Origin of the sequence: Candidatus Kapaibacterium thiocyanatum, assembly GCA_001899175.1 — a bacterium.
GTDB lineage: Bacteria > Bacteroidota > Ignavibacteria > Kapaibacteriales > Kapaibacteriaceae > Kapaibacterium > Kapaibacterium thiocyanatum.
This window is the reverse complement of sequence record MKVH01000025.1, coordinates 15,078-31,446: the sequence shown is the minus strand read 5'-3', so window position 1 is coordinate 31,446 and position 16,369 is coordinate 15,078. Positions and strand designations below refer to the sequence as shown.

Annotated in this window: 11 protein-coding genes; 6 read left to right on the top strand and 5 right to left on the bottom strand. The window is 61.2% G+C overall.

Features of this window, described 5'->3' with window-relative positions:
- The first annotated feature begins 2 nt into the window (after positions 1 to 2).
- Genes BGO89_12755 through BGO89_12735 form a run of 5 tightly spaced genes read left to right on the top strand, consistent with a single transcriptional unit; the run spans position 3 to position 6,148 of the window.
- Positions 3 to 2,150 carry a hypothetical protein gene (locus BGO89_12755; protein OJX56207.1) on the top strand — a complete coding sequence of 716 codons (2,148 nt, stop codon included), beginning with the start codon at positions 3 to 5 and terminating at the stop codon, positions 2,148 to 2,150.
- Positions 2,147 to 2,794: a hypothetical protein gene (locus BGO89_12750; protein OJX56206.1), complete on the top strand. Its 648-nt coding sequence runs from the start codon at positions 2,147 to 2,149 to the stop codon at positions 2,792 to 2,794. The genes BGO89_12755 and BGO89_12750 overlap by 4 nt, the downstream gene beginning before the upstream one ends.
- The gene (locus BGO89_12745) at positions 2,791 to 4,179 is read left to right on the top strand and encodes a hypothetical protein (GenBank protein ID OJX56205.1); all 1,389 of its coding nucleotides are present in this window, start codon (positions 2,791 to 2,793) and stop codon (positions 4,177 to 4,179) included. The genes BGO89_12750 and BGO89_12745 overlap by 4 nt, the downstream gene beginning before the upstream one ends.
- Complete coding sequence (locus BGO89_12740; GenBank protein ID OJX56204.1) at positions 4,176 to 4,751, top strand: hypothetical protein; 576 nt, start codon at positions 4,176 to 4,178, stop codon at positions 4,749 to 4,751. Before BGO89_12745 ends, BGO89_12740 begins: the two co-directional genes overlap by 4 nt.
- Before the next feature lie 14 nt (positions 4,752 to 4,765).
- Positions 4,766 to 6,148 carry a kynurenine 3-monooxygenase gene (locus BGO89_12735; GenBank protein OJX56203.1) on the top strand — a complete coding sequence of 461 codons (1,383 nt, stop codon included), beginning with the start codon at positions 4,766 to 4,768 and terminating at the stop codon, positions 6,146 to 6,148.
- A gap of 7 nt (positions 6,149 to 6,155) precedes the next feature.
- Here the strand turns inward: BGO89_12735 and BGO89_12730 are convergent, their stop codons facing one another.
- Positions 6,156 to 8,681: a hypothetical protein gene (locus BGO89_12730; GenBank protein OJX56202.1), complete on the bottom strand. Its 2,526-nt coding sequence runs from the start codon at positions 8,679 to 8,681 to the stop codon at positions 6,156 to 6,158.
- Between the two features lie 239 nt (positions 8,682 to 8,920).
- On the opposite strand from BGO89_12730, the gene BGO89_12725 reads away from it, so the two are divergent.
- On the top strand, positions 8,921 to 9,853 hold the full coding sequence (locus BGO89_12725) for a hypothetical protein (protein OJX56201.1): 933 nt from the start codon (positions 8,921 to 8,923) through the stop codon (positions 9,851 to 9,853).
- 54 nt (positions 9,854 to 9,907) lie between these two features.
- Here BGO89_12725 and BGO89_12720 read toward each other — a convergent pair whose 3' ends face one another.
- From BGO89_12720 to BGO89_12705, 4 genes are read right to left on the bottom strand one after another with little or no spacing between them, the layout of a single operon-like run.
- Complete coding sequence (locus tag BGO89_12720) at positions 9,908 to 10,837, bottom strand: hypothetical protein (GenBank protein ID OJX56200.1); 930 nt, start codon at positions 10,835 to 10,837, stop codon at positions 9,908 to 9,910.
- A complete protein-coding gene (locus BGO89_12715) occupies positions 10,813 to 11,598 on the bottom strand; it encodes a hypothetical protein (GenBank protein ID OJX56199.1) in 786 nt (261 codons plus the stop codon). The genes BGO89_12720 and BGO89_12715 overlap by 25 nt, the downstream gene beginning before the upstream one ends.
- Positions 11,599 to 11,630: 32 nt before the next feature.
- The gene (locus tag BGO89_12710) at positions 11,631 to 13,262 is read right to left on the bottom strand and encodes a peptidase (protein ID OJX56198.1); all 1,632 of its coding nucleotides are present in this window, start codon (positions 13,260 to 13,262) and stop codon (positions 11,631 to 11,633) included.
- A 47-nt stretch (positions 13,263 to 13,309) separates the two neighbouring features.
- Entirely contained in the window at positions 13,310 to 16,333 is a 3,024-nt protein-coding gene (locus tag BGO89_12705; protein OJX56197.1) for a hypothetical protein, read from the bottom strand.
- Between the last annotated feature and the right edge of the window lie 36 nt (positions 16,334 to 16,369).

Genomic DNA, 16,369 nt, shown 5'->3' with positions numbered 1-16,369 from the left:
CCATGAAGCACATCTCCCCCCGCACCGTTCTTCGCGCCTTCCTCTACGGTATCACAGGTATCGTGGTGGCGGTGGCGATCTACGTGATGGTCGTGCTGAGTGATGGACTCCCCACCCTCGAACAACTCGAGAATCCCAAACAGGATCTCGCCACGCAGGTCTTCTCGTCGGACGGCGTCCTGCTCGAACACTTCGCCACGACGAGGCGTACGTCGATTCCCTTCGACAGTATCCCGCGGAACTTCGTCAATGCCCTGATCGCCACGGAGGATCGTGCCTTCTACGAACACTGGGGCGTCCACACGATGCGCATCGTCAAGGCCACGGTGAAGAACATCCTCGCCATGCGCACGAAGGAAGGCGCCTCGACCATCACGCAGCAGCTCGCACGCAATCTCTACTTCACGCAGGAGCAGACGCTTGCGCGGAAGATCCGCGAGGCGTGGACGGCACTCCAGATCGAACGCACCTACACCAAGAACGAAATTCTGGAGATGTATGCCAACACCGTCTACTACGGTCGCGGTGCCTACGGCATCCAGGTGGCGGCCCAGGTGTACTTCAACAAGCAGCCGATGGAATTGTCGACCAGTGAATGCGCCTACCTCGTAGGACTGTTCAAGGCTCCGGAGAAGTACAACAGCGACGACAGCGCGGGCATCGCCCGACGCAATCTCATCCTCGGCATGATGCACGAAGCGTCGTTCATCAACGATGCACAATGGGCACGCGCCACCAGCGAACCCCTCGCCAAACCGTCGCCCGCGCAGATCTCGCGAGGCATCGCCCCACACTTCGTGGAGATGATACGACAGCAGCTCGGCAGGGACGGCGACGGGAACGACAAGCTGAAGGGCTATGACCTGTACCGGGACGGCCTGGTGATCCATACGACGCTGAATGCGTCGATACAGCGTTATGCCAATCTGGCCGTGGCGGAACATCTCGGACAGTATCAGCAACTGTTCGACAAGAACTTCTCGTGGAAGTCCAAGGGTGCATTGCTGAACAGCCTGCTCGAACGGGCCATCGTCAAGAAGAGCGACTACATCTCGGCCACGCCGGATCAACGCAAGCGCATCATGGAGCGGTACAAGCGCGACCGCAAGTTCGTCGACTCCGTCAAGCGTGATGCCACAACGATCCAGACAGGCCTCGTCGTCATCGATCCCCGCACGGGCGGCATTCTCGCCATGGTGGGCGCATCGCCGCAGAGCATGCGCAACAATCCCGCCGCGCGATACTCCCTCAATCACGTCACGCAGATCCGGCGTCAGCCCGGCTCGTCCTTCAAGCCCTTCGTCTATGCGGCCGCCCTCGAAAGCGGGCTCACACCGGACTCGCCAATCGAGAGCGGACCGTTCTCCATCGTCCTGCCGTCGGGAGACGTATGGGCCCCCGCGGGATCGAGCAAGAACGGCGGCCCCATGCCCCTTCGTACCGCGCTGAAGTTCTCCACGAATTCCGTGGCGGCACGACTCATCACGGAGCATACGTCGGCCTCGAAGGTCGTCGGCCTCTGCCAGCGCATGGGCATCGTCTCGCCGCTGCGCCCCGTTCCGTCCATCGCTCTCGGAAGCGTGGAAGTGACGCCGCTCGAAATGACGAACGCCTACGGCATCTTCATCAATCAGGGCGTCGCCGTTCCCACGGCCGCCATCACGCGTATCGAAGACCGCATGGGCAACGTGCTCTACGAAGCTCGCCTGCCCTCCACGGTGAGCGATGCCATCAGCCCGTCCGTCGCACGCAGCATGATCTCCATGATGCGCGGCGTCGTGGATGGCGGCACGGGCTCCAGCATACGACGATTCTTCAAGTACGATGCCGCAGGCAAGACGGGAACGACGAACGACTTCGCCGATGCCTGGTTCATCGGCTACACGCCTCAGCTCGTAGCGGGTGTATGGGTGGGCTTCGACGACCGGCGCATCCAGTTCACCGGCGACTACGGCCAGGGCGGGCGCGCAGCCGCGCCCGCATGGGGGCGGTTGATGCAGAAGGTCTACGACGACGCCAACCTCGGCTACAGGCAGACGCGCTTCGCAGTGGAGAAGGACTCGGCGGATACGACGAGTCCGGACATCATCAACATGCCGCCTGCCGAAGAGATACAGGATCCGCCACCTCTGCCACCGAACAAACCATGAACTGGACGTTCACCAGCAAGGCCACGCTGCCCGTCGGCACGCTCTATGGCATCGGCCGCAACTACGCGGCACACGCACGTGAGATGGGCGCGGCCGTTCCCGACGACCCCATCGTCTTCATCAAGCCGCCCTCCTCCTACGCTCCCGACGGCAGCATCGTGGCTCTGCCGGCATGGTCGGACAACGTCCATCATGAAGTCGAACTCGTCGTCGTCATCGGCATCGATGCGGAGAACGTGACGGTCGACGATGCGTACAAGGTCATCGCCGGCTACGGCATCGGCCTCGACCTCACGGCACGCGACGTACAGGCTACGGCCAAGCAGCGCGGAGAACCATGGGCAGTGGCCAAGGGATGGAAGGGCTCGGCGCCCGTATCCCATATCGTGCCCGCGGATGCGGCAGGCCCAGGACCATGGACGATCGCACTCGACGTGAACGGCGAACGCCGCCAGCATGCGTCGACGGCGACCATGGAACGTACGGTCGCCGAGATGATCTCCTACCTGTCCCGCATCTTCACGCTGCGCATGGGCGACGCCATCTTCACCGGAACGCCGGAGGGCGTCGCGCAGATCCGCCGGGGAGACCGGGCCGTCGCTACACTCGACGATCTTACCACACTACGGATATCCTTCGCATGAGACGTTCCCGACTTATTCTCATCGCGTCGTCGATCGCCGCAGTACTGCTCGTCGGTTGCGGTTCTATCACACGTACGGAGAAGGACGTGTATACGATCACGAAGATCGACACGACCGTCATCGAGCAGGTCCGCAATCAACCGGGCGAACGCGACAACGGCATCATCTATCCTTCGTCGCGCACGATCGTGATGGAGCGCAACATGGTCCAGCGCGACAGCGTCGTCGAACGCGAGTATCCCAACTTCATACGCCTCGGACTGTTCGAAGGTATCGGACTCATCGGTTCCGGCCTCGGCGGCGAATCCGTCAACGCCGGCCTCTTCGGTCTCTACTTCGACATCGACCGCATCCTCACGCAGAAGAGGCAGTCGACGGAAGGCAACATCTTCAAGGGATCGATCTACCGCTTCGGTATCGGCGAGTGGAAGCTGCACTGGTTCGACGACGAGCCCGGCTGGTCGTACGGATTCACGGCATGGGAGCTGCTCAGACCCGACGACGACCTCGCCCACTACCTCAACGGTGCGGGCGTGCTCAACATCAAGAAGCGCTGGTACCTGAAGAACACGATTCCCTATCTGGCCCTTTCGGCGCAGGCGTCCTTCGCCTTCCTGCCGTCGCAATACGTCAACCTGTCCGGCTCCGCGGAACTGGGCAGCATCGGCGGCCTCAACCTGCGCCTCTACGCAGGCTATGCCTTCGGCATGTCGGGCTTCGTGGCCCCGGGATCCTTCGTGAACTTTCCCTACCTCGGCATCGGTGCATCGGTACTCGACTTCCTCAACAAGGACGAGGAACTGAACGTCGAATGGAAGTACCACGAACATTCATCGTGGGCCATCGGCCTCGCCGAATTCATGCTCGTGGGTGCGAACACCGACGCTTCGCTGTTCGCACCGAACAAGACGGGAAGCGCCAAGCCTGCCGTCACCGGTTTCACGGCACGGTTATGCAACGCCACCATCGCCCTTCCCTTCCTCGACTACAAGCTGTCGCTCGGTACGTCGCTCATCAACGTCGTCGCACCCGGCAACGTGGCCTTCGGCATCGGCGTCCTCCCGATACGCGCTAGCATCGTCCTGCGCCCGATCGGCCCCGACTTCGTCGTGGAGCCCTTCGCCGAATACAACTACGCGCCGTCGACCTTCACGCATGCAGGTGCACGTCTGACCCTTCCCGTGAATACGGAACTCAACGTCCTCCTCACCGTCGGCTACGTCTCGGGCTCGACGGGCAGCCTCCGCGGCTACGACTGGGGCGGAGAACACGTCAACAATCCCCTGAGCTTCGACGCCTTCTACCTCGGTATCGGCGTCACGCTGTGGGAACGCCTCTTCCATCGCGAAGAACTGCGCTACGGCCGAAACCTTCCTCACGAATGAAGCACCGCCTCACCATATCGCTGCTGACGGCCTGCATCGTTCTCGCCGGCTGTGCGGATGCACACCGGTTCGGACTGCATCGCAATTCCGGCTGGCCCATCGAAGGGCTCATCCACGGCGACTACCGCAACGTCGATGCATCAGAAGATCACATCCTCAAGCTCGGACCGTCGGCGAAGGCGAGTATCAGGGTCAAGAAGCTCACCGACGGCGTCTTCTACAGCAACTTCCTTCTCGGCCCCGGATCGCAGGTCACGTTCCGTACGCGAACGACGCCCTATGACCGCGACGCCGGACGCGACGACGGCATCGTAATCACGATCGGATCGGACCGCACATCCGTCACGAACAACGGCACGATGAGGACCGTCGCCACACCGATTCCGGGCGACACACTCGCACGGCTGGAGATCGTGAACGACGGACGGTGGACGGACGTCACCGTCGCCTGCATCCACGTCGGACGCTTCCCGTCGAAGCATCCGAGCACCGAATGGATCCTCGTCGATACCGATGCGACATCACACTGCACCCTGGTCAATCCCAGGTTCGACATCAAGAACAACGACTAACACCCTGGACAATCATGCAACGCATTACCATCGTTGGAGCCGGTCTCGTAGGATGCCTATTGAGCGTCATGCTCGCGAAACGCGGATACAAGGTGCGCCTGTTCGAACGACGTCCGGATATGCGCAATGCCACCATCAGTGCGGGACGTTCGATCAACCTCGCGATGTCCGACCGCGGCCTGCGCGCACTCGAACTGGCGGGCATCGCGGACGACATCCGGACCGTGGCCATTCCCATGCGCGGCCGTGTGATGCACGACGTCGCAGGCAACCAGACCTTCCTCGCCTATGGCGTCGGCGATCAGGCCATCAACAGCGTCTCGCGCGGTGAACTCAACAAGGTCCTGCTCTCCTGCGCCGAACGGCATGGCGTCGAGATCACCTTCTCCGTACGCTGTACCGATGTCGACGTAGACGATGCCCGCGCCGTTTTCGAGAACGTCCATACCGGTGAACGCATGACCGTCGACGCTGACATTCTCTTCGGTGCCGACGGGGCCTATTCGGCCGTCCGCGAGAAGATGCAGAAGACCGACAGGTTCGACTATTCGCAGACGTACCTGCAGCACGGATACAAGGAGCTGCACATTCCGCCGACGTCGACGGGCGGCTTCGGTATCGAGAAGCACGCCCTGCACATCTGGCCGCGTCATTCCTACATGATGATCGCCCTGCCGAATCTCGACGGCAGCTTCACCTGCACGCTCTTCTTCGCCCACGACGGATCGCCCTCCTTCACCGAACTCACCACGAAGCAGGACGTGGAGCGGTTCTTCGACGAACAGTTCCCCGATGCCAGGGCCATGATGCCGACGCTGATCGAGGACTTCTTCTCGAATCCCGAATCATCCCTCGTCACGGTCCGCTGCTCTCCCTGGATCATGAAGGATCGCGTGGCGCTCATCGGCGACGCAGCGCATGCCATCGTACCGTTCTACGGTCAGGGCATGAATTGCGGCTTCGAAGACTGCCGCATCCTGATGGAATGCCTCGATCACTGCAAGGGCGACTGGGCCGATACGCTCCGCACGTATCAGGACCTGCGCAAGCCTGCCGGCGATGCCATCGCGGACCTCGCCCTCGACAACTTCATCGAGATGCGGGACAAGGTGGCCGATCCGGCCTTCCTCCTTCGCAAGAAGATCGAAGCATGGCTCCATGCGCATTACCCGGCCAGGTTCATCCCCCTCTATACACTCGTGACATTCTCGTCGGATACACCCTATAACGAGGCACAGCGCATCGGACGCGAACAGGACGATCTCATGCAGCACATCATGTCGCTTCCGGCCGTTGCGGCGGACTGGCAGTCGGAGGAAGCTGCGAAGCTGATGCATGACATCATGAAGGCAAGGCCCGACATCGTCGTGGCGTCGGGATCTCCGGGAAAGAACTGATCCGTCGTCAACGTGCGACGACGAAGGGGACGGAAAGCGTCTGGACAGGTGTGATGAGACGTGCCACATAGGCACCGTTGGCCAGCGATCCTGAAGGGATCGATAACGTTTCGTTGACGTACCGCGATGCGACGCCCTGTCCGTCGTGGAATGGACGGTCGAACGACCGTGTCATCACGGGATTACCCTGTACGTCGACGATGGCGAGGTCGTAGGTTCCCGGTACCGTCATACCGATGGTGACGACCAGATCGTCAACGACGGGATTCGGTGCGATCTGCAGCAATGCGGGCGCGAAGAAGCGCACGACGCGTGCATCGCCATAGCAGAGCGGATCGACCTGCAACGAACCGTCCTTCACCTTCGTGACGGGTATCTGCTCCGCATCGGTCCACGTCACGCCGACGATCCTGATCGGCGTGGCCTTCACGACGGACGAGAGCGTCGTCCCGACAAGTGTGGCGAGAACGCGGGAACCGCCACGGACGTTCGCACCTGCGATCCTGAGCGTGATCGTCCGGACGTTGTTGACGAGATCGACGACATCCGTCATCCTGTCCGCCCCGAAGATCGTATCCACAGCGAATACACGATTGTCGAGCGACAGTACGACGTGGGCCAACGATACCTTCAGCGTGGCCGTATCAGGCTCGACGAGGCAGTAGAGCGGTATGCCGAAGCCGCGAGCACCCACACCGGCCACGGTGTCCGGAACGGAGAACGTGACATAGACGGGATTGACGGTCGCCTTGCATTCGACGACGCTCGTGTCCGCACACGGGGCCGTGCTGTTGATCACCATCGAGCCGCTGTACGGCCTGTCCTCTGCGGCGATGAATTCCACTTCGAGGTCGAGCTGCTGTCCCGCAGGCACGGTGACCGGAAACGAATCCGGGCGTACAAGCGTGAATCCGCCGGGCATATCGATGCTGCCGATCGTCAGATCCTCGTCGTCCGTATTGCGGAAGACATGCGTCTTCCGGTATGGTACGTCGAAATCGCACATACCGAAGTCGAGCACGCCACCGACGCTGTACGACGTCGTATTCCGCGAGACGACGACGCTCCGCGAGACGTGCGTGCAGCCGCCACTGTCGACGGCGATCATGACGTACGATCCGGGATCGCTCACGAACCGTCGCGGAGACGTCGCGCCATCGCTCCATCGATAACTGGCGAATCCCGGCGACGCATCGATGAAGGTAACCGCACCTTCGCACAATGCCGCGTCACCATCTACGGTCAGCGAAATGCTGATCGGACGTTTCCACGCAAAGGGAACCGTGACGACTCCTTCGCCACCGGGCTCGGCACCGAAACCGCTTCTATAGACTTCATTGCTTTGCACCAGGTGCGTTCCAGGCAGGCCGCCCCGAAGGTCCGTCGTCAGCGATGCATGAGAACGCGTGAGGATGACCGCTCCACCCGCTCCACCACCGCCCGGACCGTGAGCATTGTACATGGCATTGGTGCTGCCGCCGTTACCACCGGTGCAGGAAATCACGAGCGATCCTTCCACCGTATCGGCGTCGACGACGACCGTACCGCCTGCACCGCCACCACCGCAACCATCCTCACCGGCAAGAAGCGTGACATGCGCACCGTTCGCATTGATGGTATGACCGTTCCCGACGATACGCCTGGCCTTGATGACGACGAGTCCACCACCGGCCGCACCGCCGGTGCCCTGGACATCGTTCTGATGCCCGCCGCCACCGCCACCGCCGAGGAAGAATCGCTGCTTGCCGTTGAGCGTATCCAGCGCACTACCGCCATAGCCACCGACGGCCGGAAAGAGATGACAATAGAGATTGGGATTGCCGCCGATACCGCCACGTGCGGCATTACCACCACCGCCGCCGCCTGCATTGTTGCCGTTGCCGCCCCCACCGCCCGACACGGCGGGACCGCGTCCGGCGCCGGCATTCGTCGGCGGCTGGAAGATGCCCTCGCCTTTTTCCGCGGACAGACCGACGGCCCAGTTGACGACGAAGTCGCCGACATCGCACCGGCTTCGCGGAATCGACGTCCTGCCGCCACGGAAGCCCGCTCCGTCGACAGTGATGTCGGCAGCGAAGGCCAGAGCTCCGCGCACTTCGATGACGAGCACACCGCCCGTCGTGCCGTTCCAGGGTTTCGCGGACAACGGTCCGCCGATAATGATGTCATCGTAGACCGGCACGCGGACGAGCTGCACCATGCCGGATGGGGAATAGTCGTGGACCATGCGTGTAGTGAAGGTCACGAGGTCGCCATCGATATGATCGATGGTCAGGAATTCCGTCGCACCTGCGCCGTTGATGGCGAGGATCGTTCCATAGGTACTGTCGTTCACGACGGAGGCGAGCGCACCCTTCATCTGCGTGAGCAGGACGCGGCTGCCGGCGGACAACCCCTGAGTCGATTCCACGCGAACCGTACTGTCGCAGGGAAATACTTCCTTGACCTGGACGTAGTCGTTGACGATACCGCTGATCGACGGCTGGGCATAGCTCACCCCGATGGAACAAACCATCAGGAACAGCATGGACATGATCGATCGGATAGTACGACGTCGCAACGGGAACATGAGGTCGGCCCGGCGTGGAACATCTTGCCGCGGACATGGCCAACCAAATGGCGTGCCATACGACGGAGATGCCGGGAATACTGGTGTAAGAGATTGCCGGGGCGCAACTTAGCAATTCCTGTCGAGTCATCGGCGTTACGATCTGCCCATGCGGTGTAACGTTCGATCCACACCTTTTCCACCGTAAATCGCGATTTTTACCCATGCTTATCCCCAAACGCCTGCCCAGACACGCCGTCATCGGCATCGTTTCACCGGCCTCACCACAGCGAGACCCCTCGAGACTCGACCGTGGCATCCGGTATCTGGAATCGCTCGGCTACCGTGTGGAACTCGGTCGTGCGGCACGGCGGAGCCATGCGGGCTACCTCGCCGGTACGGACGAGGAACGGCTGTCCGACCTGATGGACATGTTCACGAACGACGGTATCGACGCCATCATGTGCGCACGCGGAGGCTACGGCACGATGCGTCTGCTCGACGACATCGACTACCGCATCATCAGGCGTCATCCGAAGATCTTCGTCGGGTTTTCCGATACGACGGCACTGCAGCTCGCCATATGGAAAAAGACATCGCTCGTCACGTTCTCGGGCGCCATGCCGAGCGTCGACATGGCCGACACGTTCGACGGGGAAAGCGAGGAATGGTTCTGGCGCGTGCTCACATCGGCGAAACCCCTGGGGCCGTTGAAGCAATCGCTTCCGGTCACGATCCTGCGGCGCGGTGCCGCGGAAGGACGTCTGCTCGGCGGCAATCTGAGTGTCTTCGTCTCGCTGCTCGGCACGCCGTACATGCCTGCACTCGAGGACAATGTTCTCGTTCTCGAAGACGTAGGCGAAGAGACCTATCGCATCGACCGCATGCTGACGCAGCTTTCCCTCGCCGGCATTCCATCGTCATGCGCGGCCACGGTCTTCGGCCAGTTCACGCAGAAGGTCGTACGCGGCTCGTCCACGCAGACGCGGGACATCGGGGAAGTCCTGACGGAATATGCAGCACGTTCGACGGGACCCGTCCTCGGCAACCTGATGTATGGCCACGAGCAGAAGAAGCTCACGCTTCCGATGGGAATTCGCGCATCGATTTCCGCGCGCAGCCGGTATCTCAGACTCGTCGATGCTGCCGTTCGCTGACGACGCGCGGTGCGGGACATCGAGCGCTTCGATGTCCGAACGACGTGTGCAGACTCAGGATGCCGTCAGCATGGCTTCGGCCGTCGACGCGAGGACGTCGGTCATCGTCTGCAACGATGCGCCGTGCACCTGGTCGCTGACGAGACCGTGGACGATGCGGTAGAACGGTTCATCGCGCCACAGCGAACCATAGAGGACGATGTCCGGAGGAATATCTGACGTATCGCTGCATACCGTCGTGATGAGTCGCGCAAGTTCGCGTGCGGCTTCACCCCTGATATGCATGGCGACGGCATCGCCTTCCGCGGCATAGGCGAAGACGGCATGGGCGAGGCGTGCGCAGCGATCGATCGACGTCGTGCGCAATTTGTTCTGGAGTGTCGGCACATCGGCCGGATCGGCCATGAGGAAGGCGGCGACGGGTCGTATCAGCAGGGTCGAGGGTCCGCGTCCATCCAGCATCCACGCGACTGCGCGCAAGGCTTTGCGCCCCATCCAGAAGCCGCTGCCCGCATCGTCGATGCGGGGGCCCCATCCACCCACCCTGATCTGTCTTCCATCACGGGCGATACCGAGAGCGATGGCCCCCGTCCCTGCAACGAGAACGACGCCGGGCCTGCCGTTGAGTGCTGCGAGTTGTACCAGTTCGATGTCGCTGACCACGGTGATACGGGGCACGGTGTCGCCGACGTAGCGTGACCATGACAGGTCGAGATCCTCGGTATAGGAACGACGTTCCTCCTGCGACCATACACCCGACATGCCCACGAGGAGTATGTCGGACGATGCGATGTTCAGATGCGTGGTGACAAGCCAGGAGCCGAGGTAACGGCACAGTTCATCCGTACGCGTGTCTCCTGCGGCTGGTTTGCAGGACGGCAGTTCCGTGCGGCCATGCTCGTGTGTGCCCGTGAAAGCGGCGCAGGCCGTGGTCGAGCCTCCTCCGTCGACGACGATGATCATCCGGCCTTCGGCGGCTGCCACGAGCCGCGCTTCCAGGATTGCAGTTCGATCGTCACGCTGCCGACGTAGACCTTCATCTTGGCCTTGATCGGAATGCGGGCTTCGTCGTCGGAGAACCATCCTTCGAAGCGTCCGGTAAGACCGTAGATCCCTGTCCAGTTCGCATCGCCGTTGAAGTAGACGGTACGTACGGGATAACTGGCGGCATCGATATCGACGGCTTCCTGCTTGCCCTGGAAGTTGATCACCGTGCTAACGGTGTCTTCCATGATGACGGTGGGCATACGATAGCTCTTCTTCGAATACAGCATGGACCTCGCAGCGAACAGCAGCGAACTGCCATCGTTGAAACGCTTCTTGATCTCGGCCGTCTTCGACGATACCTTCTGCTTGTCCCTGTACTTCTCCATCGTCAGCAGCTTGTTCGTATAGTCGAACAGATACTGATCGAACTCCCACTTGTCGTCGACCTGCGTATTCGCATTGAACTTGTAGGAGAACGTCACCGTCGTATCCACCCAGCTCTCGTAAATGGAGTGAAGCGATACGAAGGGAATGTTCGGATGGGAGTTGATGTAGACCTTGACCTTCGCGACGCGGCGTCCGTCGAGCGTCGTATACGGCTCGACGACGGACTTGACCGTACCGAGCGTGATGTTGAGGTAGGACACGCGGAACGTAAGCTCTTCACCTGGATAGAGGAAGGACTGTGCGGACGCACGTGTGAGACCGGCCGTCAGCATGATGATGCCGACGACCGCCAGACGGATCATGGTGTTCATGTGTGGTGTTTCTGTCTGTAAAGGACGCAAAGTTAGCGAAGCTTCGCGATCTTCTTCGCTTCGGGGAAGAGATCGAGAGCCTTCTTCGCCTGTTTGTCCACATCCAGCATCACGGCCGTATAGCCGTTGTTGTTGAAGATGGAGCGGCCGATGTACGCCTTGATGACGGTGCGGATGAAGTCGTCATCCTGCTTGAACTCGGCATCGTTCCATTCAACGTCCTTCTGCCTGGCAAGTTCCTTGAGCTGGGCGATGACGTCGTCACCGATGGTGAAGCTGCGGACGTACTTGCCTAGATCTTCGCCGTAGACGGCACGGATATCCTTACCCTTGACCTTCATCAGATTGTCGGCCGTTTCCCAGTACAGGTTCTTCGCACGGAGCTTGCGGGCGAGCATGGCGATCGTATCGCTCTTCACCACGTAGTCGGGCGTGATGCCACCACCGCCGAAGACGGTACGGCCACCGGCCGTCTTGAACGTCGGACGCTTGTGCGTGGAATCCTCGCTGGCATCCTTCTCGTGCTCGATGTTGTCTCCTTCTTCCGCTTCCACACGGCCTTCGCCGCGATAGTACTTCGACTTGTCGTCGTACGGACGCTGGATGAGGCGACCCGACGGCGTATAGTAGCGCGAGATGGTGAGGCGATAGGCCGAGCCGTCGCCGAGCTGGTACTGACGCTGGACGAGCCCCTTGCCGAAGGATGTTTCGCCCACGACGAGACCGCGATCGAGGTCCTGGATGGCGCCGGAGACGATCTCGCTCGCGGATGCCGAACCACCGTTCACCATGACGATGAGCGGAATGTCCTCGAATTCACCGCCAGGTGTCGACCAGAAATCTTCGTCGAATTCGGCGCGACGTCCCTTCGTGTAGACGATCTTCTTTCCTGCCGGAATGAATTCGTCGGCGATACGGAAGGCCTGGTCGAGATAGCCGCCCGGATTGCCGCGAAGGTCGAGCAGCATCTTCTTCATGCCGGCATCGCGGAGCCTGCGCGCATTCGTGAGCAGCTCTTCGTACGTCGTGGCGCTGAAGCGGTTCGCGGCGATGTAGCCGACGTCCGTCCCCTGGATGATGAAGGAGGCGTCGACACTGTTGATCGGAATCTTGTCGCGCTTGATGTCGAATACGAGCAGTTCCGATTCGCCCGGACGCTTGATGTGGACCTTGACGATCGTACCCTTCGGACCACGCAGCTTCTTTGGAACCATGTCGCGTGTGATCTTCACGGCCGAGGTGTCGTTGATGCGGACGATCTTGTCGCCCGCCTGGATGCCGAGAGCTTCGCTCGGACCTCCGGAGATCGGGGAAACGATCGTGATGGTGTCGTTGATGATGTCGAATTCCACGCCCACGCCCTCGAACGACCCCTGGAAGTCTTCCTGCACCTTCTGCATTTCCTTGGCAGGGATGTAGACGGAGTGCGGATCGAGCTCGTCGAGCATGCCCTTGATGGCGGCTTCCGTGAGCTTCTGCGTGTCGACTTCCTCCACATAGTTCTTGGCTGCCATGTTGAGGACTTCATTGAACTTGCGGACGTTCTCGAAGACGTTGTCGCCCGAGATCGCGGGCTGGACATAGACGCCGAGGCCGATACCGACGGCCACAGCCGCCGAAACCAGCAATACGAGTCGAAGGGAGGTCTTCTGCATGGGAAGCATGGGAGCTTGGGGGAAAACGGACGAAATGGGACGTCAAAAGTAACGGATTACCGTCTGATCACGATGACGGCCGATGTGGTACCTTGATTGTGATCGACGAGGCAGACATAGGTTCCATCGGGCACGTCACCGACCGATACGCTCAGGGCCTTCGTCATCGGCCCTCTGTACGTGTACCGCGCAATTTCGCCACCCGTGACGTCGACGATACGCACCACCGCACCGTCCACGGAATCTCGCAGGACCAGCACGACGGCATCGGTAGCCGGCTGCGGAGAGACGGCCATCCGACTGGCCTTCCAGACATCGGTATTCAGGGGGACGTTGCAACCCGACACGCCTTCGAAGACGACGACACTTCCACCTCCCTGTACGGAGACGTTCTTCTCGCTGCATCCGAACCGGAAACGCATGGTGTCGGCGTCGTTCAGGCTGTCGGCCGCAACCACGGGTTCGTAGCATACGGTCAGGAACCGTTCCTCGCCCGGCGGAACCGTGATCGGGAACTGATGCTGGGGCACGGAGAACCGGATATTGAGATCGAGTCGTGCCTCGTCGAGCGTGATGGATCGCGTACCGTAGTTGCGTATGGCCACGTCGCGGCAGTGACGCCCCCCTACGGGCGATACCGGATACGGGAAGGTCGTCGTCCTTCCCCGTTCGCCGAGGAAGCTGAGGGTGAAGCCGGGAATAGTATCGATGAAGACTTCGCGATTGCCTGCCGAATCCACGGCATCGACGCCGTAGATGGCGTCCTCGAACGGATCGATGACGGTGATGACGTAGCTGATCTCGTCGGCGGCCGTGGTCCGCACATCGGCCGTGCAGTTGCGCAGGACGTCCGTCATGACGGTTACGTTCTCCAGACCGAAGTCCGCTTCGGAGCGCTCCGTCACGGTCATGGTCACGCTCGTCGAACAGGGATCGGTCGTTGTCGCGACCGTCGGCTTCGACCTGTCCATCCGTGCCCGGATATCGATGGCGGCGACGGGGCGTGCAAGGCAGGTGTCGCCGATGAGCAAGGTATCCATCCCTTCGCCTTCTTCATCCACACGGCGGCAATACCGAATGACGGTCCGCCCTCCCGGAGCGATGTCCAGAGGCAGATCCGAGATATCGATGGCCGTACCACTCGTGAAACGAAGGGTCGAGATCTTCTGTGGCCAGGCTCCGTAGTTGTGCAACACGATACTGTCGCAACGGCCACGACCGACGGGGAGCACCCACGTCTTCGCCAGCGGCGTAGGTTCGCTTCCCCGGCCGTCGACGCCGACGGTGAAGCCCGGGATGGCGATGGTGCGGCGCGTGCGTTGCTCTACATCATCCATCGCCTCGATGGTGATGGCTCCATCCGCATACGGATTGTCGAGACCGATGGCCATGCGTACGATGGACTGCGGCGTGCCGATCGACGGCATCGTATAGCGGACGTTCGTGTCCGAACCGGGAACGACGGCGATGGTGCGGATGCGCGAATCTCCGAGAACGGAGTCCGTGACCACGACATCGCTACCGGAACATGTCGGCTCGTCCGAGATCTTCGGAGGATAGGTGTCGAGCGGGCGGAAGGCCATGCCGCCGATATAGCCATAGGAATTCGCGACGCCGTAGCCGTAGACGTAGATACCGAACGTCGTATCGGCCGAGATGGTATGCACGCCGTCCAGCATCCGCAGCGTCGCATATCCGAATTCCGAAGATCCGATGCGCTTCCACTGCGCGTTGACGGGCCTGCCGTCGAGCTGGAGGTTGATGTTCAGCGGTGCCGTATTCGCTGGTCCGATAGGAATCACGACGTTGAGGTACTGCTCCTTGTAGACGGAGTCGATGACCGTCGGATTCGCCGGATTGCCGTCGAAGCGATAGGCCTGGGCGTTCATGAACCGGTAGGACCTCATGAACTGTTCGGCCGGAGGGACGAGCATCATGAGCGGATCGCCGATACGGCTGCCGCTCTGCTGGCCACCGGGGCTGGACGACTTCTTGTACTGGGCCACGAGGGCAGGACGCGACGTGGTGACGTCCAGTGCCTCGACGAGGGCTCCTTCATGGAACTGGCCGGCACCGAGCAGTGCCACCTGGGCGCCGTTGACGACGACGGCCGTGGAGTCGAAGGCAGCCAGAACGCGATAGAGATCGTTACCGTCCGGCAATTCGTCGGCCGAGGGTGCGAACGGCGTCAGGAAGGCGCTCTTGCCCCATGTCCTGATCGGATTGATCTGCTCCACCAGACAGTCACGCGACCCTAGCGAATTGGTCAGGGCGATGGGAAGCGTCGTTCGCTGATGCCCGCCGAAGACGGCGACAGGTTTGTTGGCGCGTACCACCGATCCGGTGAGATCGCCGAATGCTTCGATACGGGGATTCTGCTGTACGAGGAAGGACTGTCCTTTGGACAGGACCGTCGTCATGGGCTGGCGCGTCGCGTTGTTGATCGTGGCCGACGACGGTACGATCTCCACTTCGGTATTGTCCTCGACGGCCACGACGGCGAACTGGCTGGGCGTGGTATTGCCGCTCATGCTGCCGAGTGCCGTCATCTTTGGATCGGTCGTATAGGCCATCACGACGTAGTCGTCGCCGAGGGCATCCGTGGGCAGTACGAGAAAGGCATCGCTGGTGAGCTCGGCCTGATTCATGGCATAGACCGTGACGTCGTTATCGGCTTCGATATGGACGGACTGGTTGGCGGGGATTTCGCACTGGCTGGACGGGATGTCGATATCACCACCGGTGTTGAATCCACGCAGCTCGTAACCGCTGTAGAAGCGGTGCGTTTCGTGGAGCTTCGAAGGATCGACGATGTTGAACGTTTCCACGTTCGCCCGGCCCGCTTCGTCGTACCACGTGATCGTACCGGACGTCGGGCGCTCGGCGCCGATGTAGATGTAGAGCTGGTGCTCGAGCTGGCGAAGGGGTTCGATCGGAAGGTTGCTGGCGGTATTGTGATAGTTGGGCAGGAAGGTGAACCAGAAGTCACGGCCCTTGCTGTCCGGATACGACTGCGCCACGAGAGCCGTCGCCCCTATCATACCGGCCACCATCATCACCACGAAGCAACGGATCGACATGACCGCTCCCGCTCGAATGTATATAACTACCTGTAT